Genomic DNA, 16,095 nt, shown 5'->3' with positions numbered 1-16,095 from the left:
TTGCCGCTATTCAGGCGCCGGGCCGCCAGCCAGACACCGATGCCGTCGTGCACCAGCACCTTCATGCGGTTGGCTCGTCGATTGGCGAACAGATAGGCGTGGTGTGGGCGCGCTGCGCCAAAGACAGCCACTACCCGGGCGAGCGCCGTCTCGGTGCCTGCTCGCATGTCCAGCGGCTCGGTGGAGAGCCACAGCGCATCAATGCGGATCATCGGAGCCAGTCGCGCAGCCACGCTGCACATGACGCTGCATCTTCCAGGGGCCAGTTCACGGTGACTACGCTGGCGCTGCGCCGAACATCAACGCGAATCGCACGCGACACGGGCGGCGAGCTGGTCTCGGTTGCTGGGAGCTGTTCAACTGGTGGAGGCAGATTCAGCGCAACGAACTCATTCCGGGGCGCTGGCAACAGGGAGTCTGCTTGCTCGCGCATCCAGCGATGAACGATGTTGGCGTTGATTCCGTGTGCAAGCGCTACGCCGGCCACTGACGCGCCGGAGACCTGGCATTCGGCCACGATCTGGCCTTTAAGTTCCGGGGAGTAGTAGTGCCGCTTGGGGCGCTGGGCGATCGTGTCGTTCGCCATAGTGTGCGTGATGTTCATCGTGCACACGATGCCTCGACACTGGGTCTATCTCAAGATGGGATTGCCGGACGCTTACGGAGTCATTCCACTGGGGATAGCGCCAGAACTATGCCCTCTCCGTAGAGAAGGTTGAGCAACTGTTTTTCGTGCTCATCCTGGAACCTGGGCTCCTCAGGTATCGCGCTCCTGATGAAGACGCTCGCAGGAACCACTACGTGCGCTTCGATCAGTGGAAACCCTGCAACCGTGTACGAACCGCCGGTGAACTCCAGGCCTGCTGTTTCATACGCGCGCCTCGTCACCACGTTGTCAGGGTTTTCGAGATGCTCCTTGATGCGTCGGGAGAGCTCGCGGGTCGTTGGAACGAGCGGAAGCCTGTCCAGGTATTCGGCGACCTGCTGGAGCAGGGCCAAGCTTTCGGCATGCTGAGGGTCGATCGGTTGCGTCATCCGCTAAGTATGCCGTCCAGCGCCTTGCGCCCGAGGGAGATGGGTTCGCGATAGTTGCAACCCGTCAAGGGAAGTCGCCCCAACTAAAATCAGGCCAACACGTGCGACCAGTCTTTGCTCGTACCGACCCTCTATGGCACTGGAGAGTCAAACGAATCGTGAAAAGATCGGGGGATGAAGATGGACATCCTACCCTCTCCCACCGTCGATGGCGGAGGCACTCTTGAAGCCCGCATCGCTGATGCACTGCGATCGTTTGTAGAGGGTGTTGCTCTCAACGCAAGCGAGGACTTTCCAGACGAAGTCAACGATCGGCTTGCCGGCGTCGCTGCAACCGCCGAAGCCGCCATGGGAAAAGTCTCAGGACGAGCCAGAGATGACGTCACGAGACTCCCGAACGTATCCGTCCAGGCATCGACCAAGCCGAAGAATGTGTTGTGGCTGCATAGAGCAGCCGATGCCTTTGCAGCGGCTATCGAACCGGTCGCAGCCTGTCGCGCCGGTTGCAGTCATTGCTGCCACATTCCGATCAAGATTTCCGCGACCGAAGCACGCGCGATTGGGAAAGCAATCGGCCGCTCTCCCCTACCCTTGCAGGATCATCACGAGCTATCCACGATGGGTTACGACGCGCCATGCACGTTCCTCAAGGACAGCACCTGCAGCATCAGAAACCACCGGCCTGCAGTCTGTCGAACGCATTTCAACGTAGATGTCGATGATCTACTGTGCCAACTCGTCGACGTGCAAGGTAATGACTGCCATCACCACCGCGTGAAGTGACCAGCTTGACGCTTGAAAGCTGCCCAAAGCTCCGCAAGCATTGAACCAATGCCTTGTGAGTCTCGTCTGGCAAGCAGTTCGCCACGGCAACGGCGAGGCCGGGCACATCGATCTCATACACCGTGGATGTCGTCACCCAGCTCTCCTGTCTAGTTGTCGACGCCGGGATCAGTGCTTGTGAAGCGCGTGGTCGATAAGCTCAAGGTACTGTGAAACCAGCGCACTGGCTTGCCGCTGAAGTTCAACGCGAGCATCTGCGTCATCTGGTTGGTGAAACGCGCCGTACGCGACCGAGCCCTTCATCAAATGTCCATCGGTATCTGCATGACTGCAGAATCCTCGGCGCAGACAGTCCAAGGCCTTTTCTAGCGATGCCCGGTGTGTACCCTGGACATATGCTTTTGCAAAGGCGCGAGCAGCATCATCTAACTCCGGGCCGTACTGCAGCACGTGAATCAGGTCGCCCACATCCTTGTTCGCTCCACGCTGATCAAAGGCAATTGCCTTGAGCACCACAAATGCAAGGTGATTCGCGTAGTGCACGCGCTCCACGGCCAGGCCCTTGCCGTCGAGGAGCTCCGCTTTTACTTCCTTCGTCTCGTACTGGGCCTGAGCGATCGACATGTGCGGCATGGCCATGACAGAGATTGACTCCGCCCCCAATGACTTGAGGCCTCGAACCTCATCCTCGGCTGCATCACACAAAAATTCCACGCGCACGGGAAGCTGGTCCCGCGTCGTGGCCACCCACTGCCACGATGAAACTCTACCTTTCTCCAGCTTCATCTTCTCGAAACCCCGTTCCTTGAGGCGAATCGAAATTGGTGCGTAGTCTTCGCCAGCAGCGATGACGGCCAAGTCGATAACCAGATCGAGATCGGACGTTCCAGCATGCGCCGGAATCTCTGGGGGTTGCTCAGGGGTGAGATACCTCGGCACCAAGCCACCAACCAAGCGCACGGTATCTTTGAGGGTGCCCATGCACTGCAGCACAGTGACCAACGCCTGCTCACAGGCGTCAGTGACCTCACGCGAGTAGCCCGCGGCGGTCGCCGGTTTGATATCAGCCATGGTTCCCACCCTTCACGATCCAAGTTTGCTTCAGCTCATTTGCCAGTTCCTTGCTCCGCCCACCTTCGTTGACCAGCTCCAGGTACTGGATCACGGGACTGGCAAACCAACCTTGTCGATCGGGAAGCCTGATCCGATGCTGCAAGGCGAAGTCTTCGCATTCGTGGAGCGTGACGTTGAACCCCTTGTCGGCTCTTTTCAGCTCAAGATCCTCGGCGAAGGCCTCGGCCTTACTCACGGGGACGATGATGTCGAAACCGTTGACGGCCGTCAGAAGAGGTGTGAAGCAGTTGGCCGCATACTGGCCTGTTAAGGCCCATTCATCGTCATCGTGGTCTTGGAGCAACCGAGATACCAGGCGCAACGCCAAGTTCGCAGGGTTTTGGGCGAAAGCGAACCAGCGCGTCTTGCGCCGCTTGCCCTCTGCCCAGTGGTTCGCCCATGCATCAAGAAGTGCATCAGGCTGGACCAACTGGCGACGCACGTTGCGACCGCTCCCTTCGCTTTGCACCATGCCGCGTTTCTCCAGCTCGCGCAGGAGGACGGAGACGGTATTGGGGCTCGCGCGAGAAACTTCAGCCAGATCAACGCCGGTGCGCCAGCTATCCCACCCCAGCAGCAGGGCATGCAAAACTCTCGCCCGCTCAGGCGTGAAGATGGTGCCAACCTCACGCCAAAGGGGCCTGATCGGGGGCCTGTCGATGAGGATGTGGTGGTTGCGCAGCCGAAGACTGATGCTTCCACTGCTGTCGAAGTAGCCAATGCCCAAGTCCTCCAGGGACTTACGTGCTCCTTCGCTCAGCGACTCGGCCCAGACCATCTTTTGATCAATGGTGCTGTCCTCTCTCGCCAGCCCTTCCAGTTGCACACGTGCCCACTCGATGTCGCGGGGGAACGCGTTCTTTTTGACTTCAACCACCACTTTGACTCTCACCCCATCAACGGGGATGCTCAAGACCAGGTCTGCGGCGCCGGTACCGAAACTTGGCTCATGCTCGGCCTCGATGCCATCGATATTGAGTCGATCGCGCAGCACGGCCGTGAACTCGGCCAGGAGCTTCTCGGCAAGTCGTCGCTCAGGATGATGCATGTTCAAAGTCGGTTTATACGCTGTACAGCATATGATTGGATCTGAGAATATGATATCTCCAAATGTGTTGATACGCTGTACAGCGTATGATGCTAGCAACAGTCGCTTCGCCGCAGACGTTCCTACTGCCCAGGGACTGTCTGGCCACCGGGAGGTTGCGTTTCAGGGCTCGAAGGTGATCTGAGTCGGAGGCCTGGTCTCGTCAAAGACGGCAAACAGGTCGACATCCGACAGGCGATATTGACCACCAGGTCCGCCAAACACGCAGTAGTCCCCGATTGGACCGATGCAGACGGCGAACAGTGCACCCTCTTCACCCTGCCCGTGGTACTTGGAACGTGGCCGAATGCGGGCCATCAGCTTTTGACCCTGGTCGGTGAGGACCGCCTGCCTCGCCTCGATGGCCGCGAACTCTTTGCGCAGCAGATCACGATCAATGACTCGCAATGGTGAAGGAGTCAGATCAGATTCCATGAGTCTTCCTTTTCGAATGACGTGACCGGACAGCTAAAGCCGAAGCGTTTTCGTGCGATTGGCTGGACGTAAGGCGCCAGAGCAGCGTTGCGCTCCCTCAGCTGCCTTGCCGGATCAATTTTCGGCCCTGTTCAAACCAGGTGCGTGCCTCATCGACGTTCCCACAGTCGATGGCAGAAATCACCTGCACAAGCCCAAGCGTCAGATCCTTCTTGGAAAGATCGCCTGCTTTGAAGTCATCCAGCACATGACTCAGAAATGCTTCCATGTTGTCGTGGTCGCGGTTGGTAAGCTGGGAACTTTTCGGCATTGCAGTGGCTTTCACTTCAAGAGTGCTAGAACAGAGTGCAGTGGCACAGAGCACGAATTTGGGCCACCGTCGTCCAAAGGTAGCAGCCTGCCAAATCATGTCAAGGTGAGGCGGGATGCGCTCTCAGGCCTTTTCCCAAAGCGCCTGCAGCCCTGGGACATCCAAGGGCGTTTGGGAATCCGGCGGGCCACCCCGGTTGATATGGGCGTCCCGGCGCCCTTCGAACACCACGAAGTTTCTGCCAGTGCAGTCCGGAAGATTGGATATGTAGGTCGCGCCCACCAGTGGCAAGATCGAATTGCCGTCACCAGTCACGATCAGTTGATCATGGACCCACAAAGTGAGTTTTCGCCATTTGTCGATGCGAGGCACTGGGCGGCCAATCCCAATCGCGGCGGCCCTGGCGATATCGGGCGATTCGAGATCGACGAACACGATTGGCTGCTTGGTCGTGTGCACCGCCGTCATGGGTGGGGGTTTGATGGCCCGGCCGGTGACTGGATCCATCGGCTCAGGCTCGATTGAGATGTCGTTGAGACCATCAGCATCCTTGGTCGGTCGCAGGATGCGCGCCTCGAACCCCGCCGTCACCAGGGAGTCCGCCAGGTACAGCAGGCCATAGGCAGAACTGTCAGGCAGTGGTGGGTCCACCCTGCCCTTGCGGTGCGCCGCCGGCGCCACGGACCAGTCCGCATCAACGTGGCGGTAGATACGGTACAGCCTGGCGTCGGCTGGCAAGGCAAAGCCGGGCAGCGGCCCGAAACGGGTCGGGATCTCCATCCCCGTCGCCTGTGTGTGCCAGCTCACGCACTGGCCCTGAGCATGTCCTCCTCGGCCAGCGCGAGGAAAATGGCCTGACGCTCGCTCTGTTCCAGATCGAGCAGGCTCGGATCAGAAATCCGGTTGAGCAGAAACTCCACGCCCGTGCTGCCGCCCAAATCCTGGTGGCGCGTGCGCAGGAAGTGCCAGTAGAACGTCATGTCCTGCCCGTGGGAGCGGTACATGGCTATCGCGAGCTGGTGCAACTCCTGATTGAGCCGCGGGCTGAGCTGGAAACTGGGGAAGCCGCGTTTCCTCATCCGCTTCGGGGGCAGCACCGAGATGAGGAGGCCCGCCTTCTCGCGGTTGTAGACCGTCTGGTCTGTGGCGCCCATGCGCTGCGCAAAGGTCTTCGCGTCGAGCAGCTCATTGGGATTGTCTGCGGGGGCAATGACATCTGGCGAGGTCTTGTCCTGCTGGACCAGTTCGCCCAGCAGCGCGTGCAGCCGCTTGAACGTGGCCAGGTGGACGAAACGCGCCTGGTTCTCAGCACGGGGCGTGTCATCGTCAGCGAACGCCAGATCCTCCACTTCCAGAGCCAGGGGGAGTTGAGAAAGTGGGTCGTGGCGCGAGCCGCCATAGAAGACATTCCCCCGGAACACAGCACCATACAGGTCCCCTTGAAGTACCTTATCGTGCTGTTGCGCTAATAGGGTTAGTGCTGCTTCGTAATGGTCTGAAAGCTTGGGCAGCGATGCGCCGATGAGGTGTCGCCCGATCTTGTCCAGCACCCCGAGCTCGGCCAGGGTGTGACGGGAAACCATCACGAAGGTGTGAGCGTGCGACGTTTTCAACGCGCTTTCGAACACGCCGCTGACCGCTTCTGCCGTCTCGCGCGCGATTTGTTTCTGGTGCGCCTCGATGCGGGCGGCTGCAGCGGCCCGATCTGCCTCATGGTTGGGCAGGGAGATGAGGATCTGCTGGTACTCCATGGAAGGGTCCTTTAGGGCTGGTGCAGGCGGGTGGGCTTGGGCGGGTGTGATGCGCCCGGGCCTGGCGGTGGCCCTGTCACCGCGGGTGTGTGCATTGTGCGCCTGCCGGGCACTTAAGCCAAGTAAGCCAAATCATTTTCTTCTTCATTTATAAAGCGCGGATCACCAACTATTATTAGTGCGCCGCTATGTTAAATGCTCAGTAAAATGGTATTTTTATGGCTGTGGTTTCCCAGACCCCTTGCCTAAGTCACCCTTCCGTAAGTGATTGATTTCTCAGGGAGTTTTGAACTCTTCGCACTGAGATTTGAATTTTTCGAGCCCGCGAGAGCCCACCCCACCCTCTTCGGACTATCTGACCCACTACGCTGCACACAAATGGACGCACCAACACAAAAGGCCTCTGATCCAGGCGGCGCCGCACCCCCAGCCAAACGCCCGCGTGGGCGTCCACGCAAGAACCTGGGAGCGACATCGTCTACCGCGCCCTCCCCTGTCGACAAGATCAAGCGGCCCCGAGGGCGGCCATCAGGGTTCCGAGTCGCTACGTTCGCAACCTTGGACAAGTTGACAGTTGAAGACTTCTCCTTCGTGCGTGGTGTTTTCAATGGCATGTCTCCGAAAGATTCGTTTCTGCGCTTCTACGGCAACATCCATTTCGACAGCAAAGGCCTTCCCGTCATTCCGCACGGATTGACGATCAACACTCGTTTTAGCGAGCTGGAGGGCCGCATCTTGTCGGCCGCTCGCGATTCAGCTGATGCTCTTCTGCAGCGCCACGCGCAGAAGTTGGCCGAACCCATGCCCGAGGGCACGACGGACAAGAGTGAACGCTTGAGCCTGGAGACCCAATTCAGCGCCTGGCTGGACAGAGAAGACGTCCAAGCATTCGAATACGCAGAAAACGACCTCCCGGCGGCATTCCAACAGTACATCGAGGACAACAACATCCAGATCTCGACACAGCAATCGGAAGAGGTCGATCGCGCAACGCTTATCAACGAAAAGGTCAAGGCGCTAAATGAGTTGCAAACCATCCTGGCCTACAGGCCCAAGTCGGATGCCGAGACATCGATATGGCTTGCCACGACGCTGCACAAGGCACTTCTAAAAATCAACGTCCATACGCTGGGGCAGCTCGTCAAGTTCATCAGCACTGCCGGAAGAAACTGGCATCGGCACATCCCTCGTCTGGGCCCAGTCAGGGGTGAACGCCTCCTCGCCTGGCTGGACGATCATGCAGACACGCTCGGGCCAGTCTCTCGCGCAACGCCTCAGTGGGGCGCCTACACGCCCCTGAAGACACGAATCAAGCCTCTGGAGCGCCTGCCGCTGGTCCCTACCCTTTCGTACAGCGCTGGCAGCAACGTCGCGGCCGTGCCGGATAAGCAACTCTCTCAGCGAGCTGGAATAGCGCCTCTTGAGATGCTCAACGTCCCTCCAGATCTGGATGGTCACACCGGCCTCTTCCGATGCTCTGCCCCCAATCACTTCGGAGCTCGTACCGACATGGAGGCCATTCAGGTTTGGCTCGCCACCTTCCTTGCAGCAGAGAAACAGAGAACATTTGAGGCCTACCGGCGTGAGGTCGAGCGCTTCTACATCTGGTGCGTGAATGAGGCAAAGGTGGCTCTGTCTAGCGTGAGCGCATCCCATGCCATGGGCTACCAAATCTTTCTGAAGCAAATACCCAAGAGCTACATCGGAACGACACTTGTGACCCGCGAAGATCCTCGGTGGCGGCCATGGCGGGTACAGCTGACACCAAGAAGTCAGGCCTACTCGTTGACGGTGATCAAACTCATGTTTTCAGCGCTTTGCAAGGCGGGGTACCTGAGCGGCAATCCCTTTGACTCCATCAAATCTGCAGCGACACTAGATCGAGACATGGACACAACGCGGGCGCTCAATCATGGGGACCTGCTTTGGGTGAAAGAATTGATCGAGAGGGACCTCGGTGCACACCAGGTCGACTCAGCCGATCTCGACGATGAAGACGAACCGCCAGTTCCAGACAAAGGCGCTGCCAAAGGCCCCTCCCCTACCCGCCTGATGCGTGCCCGGCGGCTCCGTCTCATCTTCAACATCCTTCTGACAACCGGTCTTCGACTGGACGAGCTTGCGCGCGCACGTGCAACAGACATGTTTGCAACGCAGGTAGGTAACACGGGCGATAGCGAGTTCTTGCTTCGGGTCGTAGGTAAAGGGAAAAAGGTTCGGACAGTCTTCATCAGCAACATGACTCACCAGTTGATGACCGACCACCATCGAGACGTAGAGCAACAAATCATTGACGCAGAAGGGCAGTCGTCACCGCGGCTTCTAGCTTTTCGAATCGAACGCCCATTGATTGCCAGCTTGGTCTCCTCCCCCGCCGGCGCCAGCCCATCAGTTATCAAGAAATCGCAATCGGTTGCAATTGGCTCTCAAGGGTTATACAAAACACTGAAGGCATTCTTCAGAACGCAAGCCAACCGCAGCATCAAAAGAGTGCTCCAGCAAACGACTTTGATAAAGGGGCAACAGAAGCTTGCGGGAGCGGCTGCAGATGCAGAGTCTTTTGCTCGCCTCGGCCTGCAACTCAACCACCTTCAGCTCGACCTGCAGATGTGGCAACGTCGAACAATGATGAGCACACATTGGTTGCGCCATACTTTCGCGAGCGAGGCTCTGCGAACAAACCCAAGCGACACAGGCCTGAAGCTGACGCAACAGCTGCTAGGACATGCATCGATAACTACGACTGCGAAATACGTCAAGCAAGACGAGTCCAGCAAGATCAAGGCGGCCAAGTTGATCTTCCCTGAAGGCATCTGAACCCACCAACTCGAAGCCCATTGAGCCGAGTTTCCCCGGGGAAACTCGGCTCAATACGGGCAGGACAGCGACACCAGTTTTGACAAAACGAATCCTCAGGACGCGTAGCAAATCATTCTGGGGCCACACTCTTGCTGCCAAGTAGACCGCCGGAAAAGCAGTTTCCCCGGGGAAACTGTCCCAAAGCGCACGCTGCAAAGGCACGGCATTACCGATGCCGCCCGAGAGTTTCCCCGGGGAAACCACGTCAACGCACATGAGCCCTCACGGAATGGGGCGCGAACTCCGGAGGATGCGCTCTAGCGAAAGGCTGAAAGTCAAAGCGCCAAGAACTTCAGCGCGACCTCTTAAGCCATCTCTGTCGCAAACCATGCTGAACTGGAAAGCACTCTATGCCGACGAGCTAACCACACCCGCCTCCCAATGTGGCCAATGGCCGTGCTAGTCAAGCATACAAAACCAAACCAGTTTCTCTCTACGAAGAAGACAAGCCGTACTGGGTAACGGTCCCGGCCATACCCCGGTGCACCTGAAAACCAAAATGGGCAAGAGCTACTTTCAGTCAAGCTCGACCTAAAGATTGATCGCTGACATGACCTGTCTCTCGTGCGGCACACAACTACCCCTTCGATCTCGACACGACGGCATCGACTGGTCATTTGAGACGCGGTACTTGGCGTTGCCGAGTTTCCCCGGGGAAACTAAAGATCAAGGTCGTCGCGTGATGAGGGTATCCCAAGCACCTGTTTTCTCAACAAGTTTCCCTGGGGAAACATTGGAGAGCGTGTTGCTCTAGGCATGTACAGACTCGCGCAACGAAGGAGATAAGCATGAGAGCGGTGCAAGTCCACTTTCATCAAGGAATCGGATGATTTCTCTGGACATCGCAAAGCGTGTCGTTGACAATAGATGTCATTGCTGTATCTTCAATTAAGAGCAACACGATAGCGGTTGACATCAAAAAGGAACGTGAAATGATCATCATCATTGGTGCAGAGAAGGGCGGCGTCGGAAAGAGCCAGGTGGCTTTCAACCTGGCTGCCTATATCGCCACCCAACAAAAGGTCTCTGACGGCAAGAAGAAGCGCCCTGCCAGGGTCATGCTGGTCGATACGGACACCCAGCGGACCTCATCGAAGTGGGGCGCATTACGGGACGCGAACTCCCCACTCCCGTTTCGAGTCATGGAGAAGATCGCAAACCCGGCGCCTGAAATCGTTCAGCTCGCGGAGGATTACGACGCTGTTGTGGTCGACGTTGGCGCACGTGACTACGCGGGCTTGGCCGACCTTGCCCGCATTGCTGACTTGTGGATCGCGCCAACGCGAGTAGGGCAGGGGGACCTGATGTCTTCTCTCGAAATGGCGACAGCACTCAACACCGTCCACAGCAAGCACAAGCGCGGCCACATCCCTCTCTGCTTCCTCGTAAACGCTGTTCCTGGGGCTTGGAACTCGACCGAGGGGCAAGACGCCATTGAAGCACTCGAAGGTGCACTGCCAACGGGCAAAGTCCTGAAATCGACGATCCGCGATCGACGCGTCTGGCGCGACGCGCACAAGCTCGGCCGGCACATCTTCGAGATGCCTCCAGCAACCCGCGAGAAGGCGGAGGACGAGTTCCTCACGGCCATTGCAGAGGCTTTCGAAGCCTATCCCCAGTCCTGATTCGGAGGTCACAAGCATGTCTAAAAAGATCCGGCCAAACCTCGGTCTGAGTGCCAACAAGGATGGCAATGCCATGATGAAGGCGCTGGAGGATGGAGCTCGAGCAACTACAGCACCGCTGGCTATGAATGCGATGGCGTCCAAAGAGGCGACGCCAGAAACAAGCTTGGGGGGCGCTCTCAGCGCTGCTGCTCTGAAAGTCGGCGAGGTTTACGACATGCCGCTCAGCATGCTCGCGAGGAGCGACAACAATGCTCGGGTCTTCTACAACCCAGGCGAAGTTGAGGAGATGGCAGAGAGCCTTGCAAGCAATGGCCAGGAGATCCCGGTGGTCGGGTACGTGAAGGATGGGTCGGTCGTAGTCGTTGATGGCCAAAAACGGTTCAATGCCTGCGCCTTGGGAAAGATCCCTTCTCTCAAGGTGCTGATCCGCGCAGCACCAGGCAGCGCTGCCGATGAGTACGAGGCATCACGTCGTATCAACGAGGACCGGTCAACGCAAACGGCCTTTGACGACGCAGTTCGCTGGCAAGAGCTGCTGGAACGCGGTGCCTATGCGTCGCAAGACGACTTGGCTGCGCGCTTGAAAAAATCGAAAGCGTCCATTTCGAAGACCCTGGGCTTGAACCGTATACCAGGTCCCCTGCGGCGCATGATGGCCGATCATCCTCAAACGTCTACTCTGGCCGTGGCGTATGAGATCAGCGCCATCTTCAGCAACCTCGACGACAGCAACGCCGAGCAGCTTGAGGCGATTGCCGAGGAAATCATCAAGACGGTGATCAAGAAGGGGTTGGGCCGTGAGCAGACCATCGAGCTCGTCCGCTCAAAGATGCAAGGGCCTAAAACACGTGTCCGAGGTGACAGTGTCCAAGTGAAGTTCGGCAACCACAAAGGCGCCATCAAAGTTGTCGCCTCACGCGGTGAGTTCACGATGAACTTCCGCGGGTTGAGTGAAGATGAAATCGAAGATCTGAAACGCCGCGTTGAAAGTGTCTTGGCTGGGCAACTCACGATGTGACGTCGCGTCCAGAACAGGCCTCGTGCGGCCATGCCACCCTTTTCAAAGTGCCCGTGGTCGCGTCCCCGGTCTACGGGCACCATCTTCCTCATAGGCGGCCGCGGTAAATTGATGGCATCGCGTATTAGCGGAGCCGCACGTTTTTAGAGGCGTGGCACTGGAAACTGCATAAACAGACAATTGCGGCGATAGCGATCGCTCACTTACATAAATCAACCAGGGCCACAACTGCCCAATCGCAGGCTGGATCTCGTGCCGTTCCGCTAATAGTTGAACGCGCTGGCCCCCAGTCACTCGTGGTGTAGTCATCAGCATGCGTGCCATTCCGCTAGTAGCCAAGCTCTGCCCGAGGACCCTGATATGGCATGCGAGCCCGTTCATGAAGCCGTTTTGCGCCCCACGCCAGGGCTCTAGAACTTCATCCCGGCCAGGTAGACCAATGGCAGAGACTGCATGGCGAAAAGGCGTTCACAGAGGCTCTTGGGAAATGCTGAATCGTGCTGCTGCGCTAGTAGTCTTCGGAGCGAGTTTGAAGATCTGAGGACCTGAATGTGGACCAGGAAGGGTAAGAAGCGAGCTGCACCGCTAGTAGTCCTGGACCACGATCGCGATCCAGGTGCGGCGGATCGAAAGGCGGATTCGTGCTGCTCCGCTAGTAGTTGTCGGCCCCCTCCTGAAACATAGCCAAGGAAAAGCAACGGAAAATTGAAAACGCGTGCTGCTCCGCTAGTAGTGAGACAACAACACGTTGCAGACCGTGCTGCTCCGCTAATAGTCTCGACACTGGCACCTATCGTGAGCCGCGTGGTTCATCGTGCTGTTCCGCTAGTAGTTGCCTGATAAGCAGCGGCCACGCTGCTTGTTGACTCCTGGTCGTGCTGCTCCGCTAGCAGTATTGAGTGGATCAGCAACGAGATAAACGCACGTGCTGTTGAGCTATTAGCGGAGCAGCACGGTCGTCTCTGCTAGGTTGTGGATAACTGCCTCAAGATGCTAGCGGAGTGCCGCTGCGCTAATAGCGGAGTGCCCAAGCGCTATTAGCGATGTGGCACAACGCTAATAGCGTCACAGCACGCGAAACCTCTCGGAAGCCGCATAAACACTGGCTTTCCGGTGTCCTAAGTGTCTTTTAAATCTTCTTTTAAATCTGTATCTAATCCGCGCCGACCTGCCCACCTACGAAAGACCTGCCATGCGAGAGTTTCTTTTTTTATTTTTGAAAAAGACAGAAGACCGTGCTGCACCGCTAGTAGTTGGCATTGACCAGCAAAGAACCGCTAAGGTCTAATTGGGGAACCCTGGAGAACGCATGCCACCGAAGCCGATACCGACGATCAACAACTTGGACTTCAAGGCCATGGCGCAGATCCTCCCTCAGCAGAGGCGAGGAGCAGGTGGTACCGTCTCTTCAACGAAGCAAAGTGATCCTCCAGCCGAGCCCAAACCATCACCGCGGCTTCGGCGCACCAAGACGTACGACGAAGCGTTGGAAGCGATAAAGGCAAAATCAGCCGAGATCGCGGCAAAGAACGCAGTTGACTACGAAGCCAGAATTCTTCAGGACTCTTTCCCATTCTGGGACGATGACAACCGGGGTGTCCCAAACCCACTCATCCGCGGCGGTCTCTTCGGCGTAGGTACTTCGGCCAAACGTGAGTTCTTCCCGAACATGCACGTGAGCAGCCTGAGCAACTACGAGATCACGTACACCGGCCAGGACTTGCAACAAGATGACCTGAGCGTGTGGATGAGCCTCATCAACCTCGCCAGAAAATCGCCCCTTTCCGACAAGGTCCGCTTCACTGGGTACCAGCTTATTCGCGATCTAGGTTGGCGAATGCACAGCGACTCGTACAGGAGGGCGCAAGAGTCTATCGAGCGCCTGAAGGTCACCGGGATCAAGATCTCCACAAAGGACAAGAGCGAGGGCTACTCGGGCTCTCTCATCCGAGAGTACGCATGGGCAGACGCAGACGAGAACGGGAACACGAAGTGGATGGTCCGCTTCGAGCCACGCGTGTCCGTGCTGTTCATGAACGACACGACCACGATGCTCGAGTGGGAAACCCGAAAGAAGATTGGCACACGTGCCACCGTTGCGCAGTGGCTCCACGCCTTCTACGCAACACATCGCGATCCGATCCCGCTCTCGGTCGAGAAGCTCCATGAGCTTTGTCGCTCTGATGCCCAACTGAGCACGTTCAGGCGCAACCTGCGAAACGCCCTGGACAAGTTGGTTGATGTGGGCTTCCTGGCCACCTACGAGATCGTGAACGACCGCGTTCATCTGACAAAGGTCGGCAAGCCATCGCTCTCGGTGGTTGGCAAGGAAAAGCGAACGCTGCGCTAGACCAGCAGCTGCCCTAGCCCAGGCAGAGCCTGTCGTGCTGATCCGCTATTAGCGGATCAGCACGTTGGCCCGTTGGTGGTCAGTGTTAGACCCCGAAATCCTCGATCATGAAGCCCAGGAACGGGTCGGCGTGTACTGATGCCAGTGGTCGATTTCGATCACCCCGTTGCTACTGAGATCAGGCCAGTAGTTGGTGTCCGAGCAGGCCTTGTAAACCGAGAGGCACTCCTGAAACTTCTTGGCGCCGTTGTTCAGGAAAGAACCCCCTGCCTCCAGCGTGTGAACTGAAAACGGCTCGTTGCTTTCAGCTGCAATGAAGACAAAGGGCTTCGAGGATGAAGTTCCCTCGAAGAGCGAACGACCGAGCGAGTACATGAAGGCTTGGAGGTCGTAGTCCATCTTCACGGCGTCGCGCGTGAACAGTTGAACCGAGGCATGACGCGTCGACTTCAAGTCGAAAGCCAGGGCGCCATGGCCACGCTTGTGTCACGTCTTGCCTACCGCATCTCAGGGCGACCACGGTTCTCCGAGATCTTCTTGCTTCCGGTTATCCAGCAAGCGGGTAGCGATCTGATCGGCAATGAAGCCAACTGGAAGGCAGCAAGTTTTGCTGTGGGCGAAGCACTCGATCGCTGGATGCCTGCACAAACCTTCAAGACGGTCTTCAACGGCATCCGTCCATTTGATTGGGTTGGAACGTGGAGACCCGCAGTTCTGCGCAGTCACCTGTACCGGACCATGCCCGGCAACGACCAAACGAAGGTGAACACGCTCACTGAAGAAGTGCTCTACCCGGATGAGGCGCCGCGACTTGGTTTCTTGTGCATGGTTTTGTCCAGCGACAGAAGTTGGCCAGCGCTCCCCAGCTCCAGCACAGTGGCCGACAAGCGTTTGAAAGACGTCGTCAGCTATGCACTTCACCATGACGAACATGCATCGCCGCCCATCGTCCTCACACCCGATCGGGTGCAGTTCGCCATGACGGACGGCGTTTGCCTTTGGCTCAGTGAGCTTGATCGAGTCTGCAAAGTTCGTGGCTGGAGTGTCACGCCGATCAGCAGCACCGCTGATGTCATCAAAGTCACATTGCGTCTCGACAGCCAACAGGTGCCGCTCACGCAATTCACCATCCGCAAGCATCAGATCGGGTTGCGCGGTGTGGACGACATCATGCATGTACTGGCATCGCTGGCTCCGATCATGGACACCGCACACGACAGGCCTGCCAACTGACGGGTTTCGAAGCGGCTCTCTTGACAGCGGGGTTTTCCGTGTTGTCATGAATCAAACCCGCCGTTCGAACTAACTGCAGCCACGCCACCATGAACCTCACATCGATTGCCATCACCCCGTTCGCTCAAGGCATCATCAAAGTTGACTGCGACCGAGACGAAACCACGAACGCGCTGAAGACGCGATCGAGCATGGTTGTGTCTGCGCGGCACCATGCAGTAGGCGAGGGCAGTCTCTCGGCACCAAAACTTGTCGAACACCCGATACAAGAGCATTTGATGGCGCTTGAAGCCAACAAGGCTGCTGACGCGATCGTCGAAATTCCGGTGAAGTTGTTCTTCAACAAGAGCGTGAACTCCATCGCGATCCAGTACAAGGCGTACGACCAAGAGACTGGTGTGCGTATTTCGGCGAATGTGACCGGTCATTTCGGCGCATCGTGACCGGTGGGCTGAGCGATGTTCTCAGCGCCGTTTCGGTAACGTGACCGCCC

At 57.6% G+C, this 16,095-nt stretch carries 17 protein-coding genes; 7 read left to right on the top strand and 10 right to left on the bottom strand.

The window, feature by feature from the left end; translation table 11 throughout:
- From tnpB to J2X09_RS26505, 3 genes are all read right to left on the bottom strand, one after another.
- A partial coding sequence (gene tnpB, locus J2X09_RS26515; RefSeq protein WP_204735653.1) for an IS66 family insertion sequence element accessory protein TnpB occupies positions 1 to 212 on the bottom strand: 212 nt, incomplete at its 3' end.
- The gene (gene tnpA / locus J2X09_RS26510; RefSeq protein WP_006217728.1) at positions 209 to 604 is read right to left on the bottom strand and encodes an IS66-like element accessory protein TnpA; all 396 of its coding nucleotides are present in this window, start codon (positions 602 to 604) and stop codon (positions 209 to 211) included. The genes tnpA and tnpB, both read right to left, overlap by 4 nt.
- Positions 605 to 666: 62 nt before the next feature.
- Positions 667 to 1,035, bottom strand: coding sequence for a hypothetical protein (locus tag J2X09_RS26505; RefSeq protein WP_310309875.1), 369 nt, complete (start codon positions 1,033 to 1,035; stop codon positions 667 to 669).
- Between the two features lie 174 nt (positions 1,036 to 1,209).
- Here J2X09_RS26505 and J2X09_RS26500 point away from each other — a divergent pair, with 174 nt between their 5' ends.
- A complete protein-coding gene (locus J2X09_RS26500; RefSeq protein WP_204735655.1) occupies positions 1,210 to 1,818 on the top strand; it encodes a YkgJ family cysteine cluster protein in 609 nt (202 codons plus the stop codon).
- Positions 1,819 to 1,986: 168 nt separating this feature from the next.
- Here J2X09_RS26500 and J2X09_RS26495 read toward each other — a convergent pair whose 3' ends face one another.
- The 6 genes from J2X09_RS26495 to J2X09_RS26470 form a co-directional block, all read right to left on the bottom strand.
- On the bottom strand, positions 1,987 to 2,889 hold the full coding sequence (locus J2X09_RS26495) for a hypothetical protein (protein WP_204735656.1): 903 nt from the start codon (positions 2,887 to 2,889) through the stop codon (positions 1,987 to 1,989).
- Entirely contained in the window at positions 2,882 to 3,979 is a 1,098-nt protein-coding gene (locus tag J2X09_RS26490) for a hypothetical protein (protein WP_204735657.1), read from the bottom strand. The genes J2X09_RS26495 and J2X09_RS26490 overlap by 8 nt, the downstream gene beginning before the upstream one ends.
- A gap of 162 nt (positions 3,980 to 4,141) precedes the next feature.
- Positions 4,142 to 4,453 (bottom strand): hypothetical protein, encoded by a 312-nt coding sequence (locus tag J2X09_RS26485; RefSeq protein ID WP_204735658.1) that lies wholly within the window; start codon positions 4,451 to 4,453, stop codon positions 4,142 to 4,144.
- Positions 4,454 to 4,550: 97 nt separating this feature from the next.
- Entirely contained in the window at positions 4,551 to 4,778 is a 228-nt protein-coding gene (locus J2X09_RS26480) for a hypothetical protein (protein WP_204735659.1), read from the bottom strand.
- Between the two features lie 108 nt (positions 4,779 to 4,886).
- Positions 4,887 to 5,543, bottom strand: coding sequence for a hypothetical protein (locus J2X09_RS26475; protein ID WP_204735660.1), 657 nt, complete (start codon positions 5,541 to 5,543; stop codon positions 4,887 to 4,889).
- Positions 5,544 to 5,566: 23 nt separating this feature from the next.
- Entirely contained in the window at positions 5,567 to 6,514 is a 948-nt protein-coding gene (locus tag J2X09_RS26470; RefSeq protein WP_204735661.1) for a hypothetical protein, read from the bottom strand.
- A gap of 558 nt (positions 6,515 to 7,072) precedes the next feature.
- Between J2X09_RS26470 and J2X09_RS26465 the strand changes: the two genes are divergently transcribed.
- The 4 genes from J2X09_RS26465 to trfA all read left to right on the top strand — a co-directional run bounded on the left by J2X09_RS26465 (position 7,073) and on the right by trfA (position 14,369).
- Entirely contained in the window at positions 7,073 to 9,331 is a 2,259-nt protein-coding gene (locus J2X09_RS26465) for a site-specific integrase (protein ID WP_204735662.1), read from the top strand.
- Positions 9,332 to 10,305: 974 nt separating this feature from the next.
- Complete coding sequence (locus tag J2X09_RS26460) at positions 10,306 to 10,998, top strand: nucleotide-binding protein (protein WP_204735663.1); 693 nt, start codon at positions 10,306 to 10,308, stop codon at positions 10,996 to 10,998.
- Positions 10,999 to 11,014: 16 nt separating this feature from the next.
- On the top strand, positions 11,015 to 12,019 hold the full coding sequence (locus tag J2X09_RS26455; RefSeq protein WP_204735664.1) for a ParB/RepB/Spo0J family partition protein: 1,005 nt from the start codon (positions 11,015 to 11,017) through the stop codon (positions 12,017 to 12,019).
- 1,309 nt (positions 12,020 to 13,328) lie between these two features.
- Entirely contained in the window at positions 13,329 to 14,369 is a 1,041-nt protein-coding gene (gene trfA, locus J2X09_RS26450; RefSeq protein ID WP_310309871.1) for a plasmid replication initiator TrfA, read from the top strand.
- Between the two features lie 105 nt (positions 14,370 to 14,474).
- Here the strand turns inward: trfA and J2X09_RS26445 are convergent, their stop codons facing one another.
- On the bottom strand, positions 14,475 to 14,822 hold the full coding sequence (locus J2X09_RS26445; RefSeq protein WP_204735665.1) for a PD-(D/E)XK nuclease-like domain-containing protein: 348 nt from the start codon (positions 14,820 to 14,822) through the stop codon (positions 14,475 to 14,477).
- A gap of 18 nt (positions 14,823 to 14,840) precedes the next feature.
- Between J2X09_RS26445 and J2X09_RS26440 the strand changes: the two genes are divergently transcribed.
- Together J2X09_RS26440 and J2X09_RS26435 are read left to right on the top strand one after the other, a co-directional pair.
- The gene (locus tag J2X09_RS26440; RefSeq protein WP_204735666.1) at positions 14,841 to 15,602 is read left to right on the top strand and encodes a hypothetical protein; all 762 of its coding nucleotides are present in this window, start codon (positions 14,841 to 14,843) and stop codon (positions 15,600 to 15,602) included.
- A gap of 89 nt (positions 15,603 to 15,691) precedes the next feature.
- Positions 15,692 to 16,045, top strand: a complete 354-nt coding sequence (locus J2X09_RS26435; RefSeq protein ID WP_310309869.1) for a hypothetical protein — start codon at positions 15,692 to 15,694, stop codon at positions 16,043 to 16,045.
- The last annotated feature ends 50 nt before the right edge of the window (positions 16,046 to 16,095 follow it).

Source organism: Hydrogenophaga laconesensis, assembly GCF_031457235.1.
Classification (GTDB): domain Bacteria; phylum Pseudomonadota; class Gammaproteobacteria; order Burkholderiales; family Burkholderiaceae_C; genus Hydrogenophaga; species Hydrogenophaga laconesensis.
The sequence above is the reverse complement of the archived record's forward strand: the minus strand, read 5'-3'. Positions and strand labels throughout refer to the sequence as shown.

What these genes read in the sequence shown, in the direction of transcription:
- tnpA (WP_006217728.1), bottom strand. Translation starts at nt 604, where the DNA reads ATGAACATCACGCACACTATGGCGAACGACACGATCGCCCAGCGCCCC.
- J2X09_RS26505 (WP_310309875.1), bottom strand. Translation starts at nt 1,035, where the DNA reads ATGACGCAACCGATCGACCCTCAGCATGCCGAAAGCTTGGCCCTGCTC.
- J2X09_RS26500 (WP_204735655.1), top strand. Translation starts at nt 1,210, where the DNA reads ATGAAGATGGACATCCTACCCTCTCCCACCGTCGATGGCGGAGGCACT.
- J2X09_RS26495 (WP_204735656.1), bottom strand. Translation starts at nt 2,889, where the DNA reads ATGGCTGATATCAAACCGGCGACCGCCGCGGGCTACTCGCGTGAGGTC.
- J2X09_RS26490 (WP_204735657.1), bottom strand. Translation starts at nt 3,979, where the DNA reads ATGCATCATCCTGAGCGACGACTTGCCGAGAAGCTCCTGGCCGAGTTC.
- J2X09_RS26485 (WP_204735658.1), bottom strand. Translation starts at nt 4,453, where the DNA reads ATGGAATCTGATCTGACTCCTTCACCATTGCGAGTCATTGATCGTGAT.
- J2X09_RS26475 (WP_204735660.1), bottom strand. Translation starts at nt 5,543, where the DNA reads ATGGAGATCCCGACCCGTTTCGGGCCGCTGCCCGGCTTTGCCTTGCCA.
- J2X09_RS26470 (WP_204735661.1), bottom strand. Translation starts at nt 6,514, where the DNA reads ATGGAGTACCAGCAGATCCTCATCTCCCTGCCCAACCATGAGGCAGAT.
- J2X09_RS26460 (WP_204735663.1), top strand. Translation starts at nt 10,306, where the DNA reads ATGATCATCATCATTGGTGCAGAGAAGGGCGGCGTCGGAAAGAGCCAG.
- J2X09_RS26455 (WP_204735664.1), top strand. Translation starts at nt 11,015, where the DNA reads ATGTCTAAAAAGATCCGGCCAAACCTCGGTCTGAGTGCCAACAAGGAT.
- trfA (WP_310309871.1), top strand. Translation starts at nt 13,329, where the DNA reads ATGCCACCGAAGCCGATACCGACGATCAACAACTTGGACTTCAAGGCC.
- J2X09_RS26440 (WP_204735666.1), top strand. Translation starts at nt 14,841, where the DNA reads ATGGCCACGCTTGTGTCACGTCTTGCCTACCGCATCTCAGGGCGACCA.
- J2X09_RS26435 (WP_310309869.1), top strand. Translation starts at nt 15,692, where the DNA reads ATGAACCTCACATCGATTGCCATCACCCCGTTCGCTCAAGGCATCATC.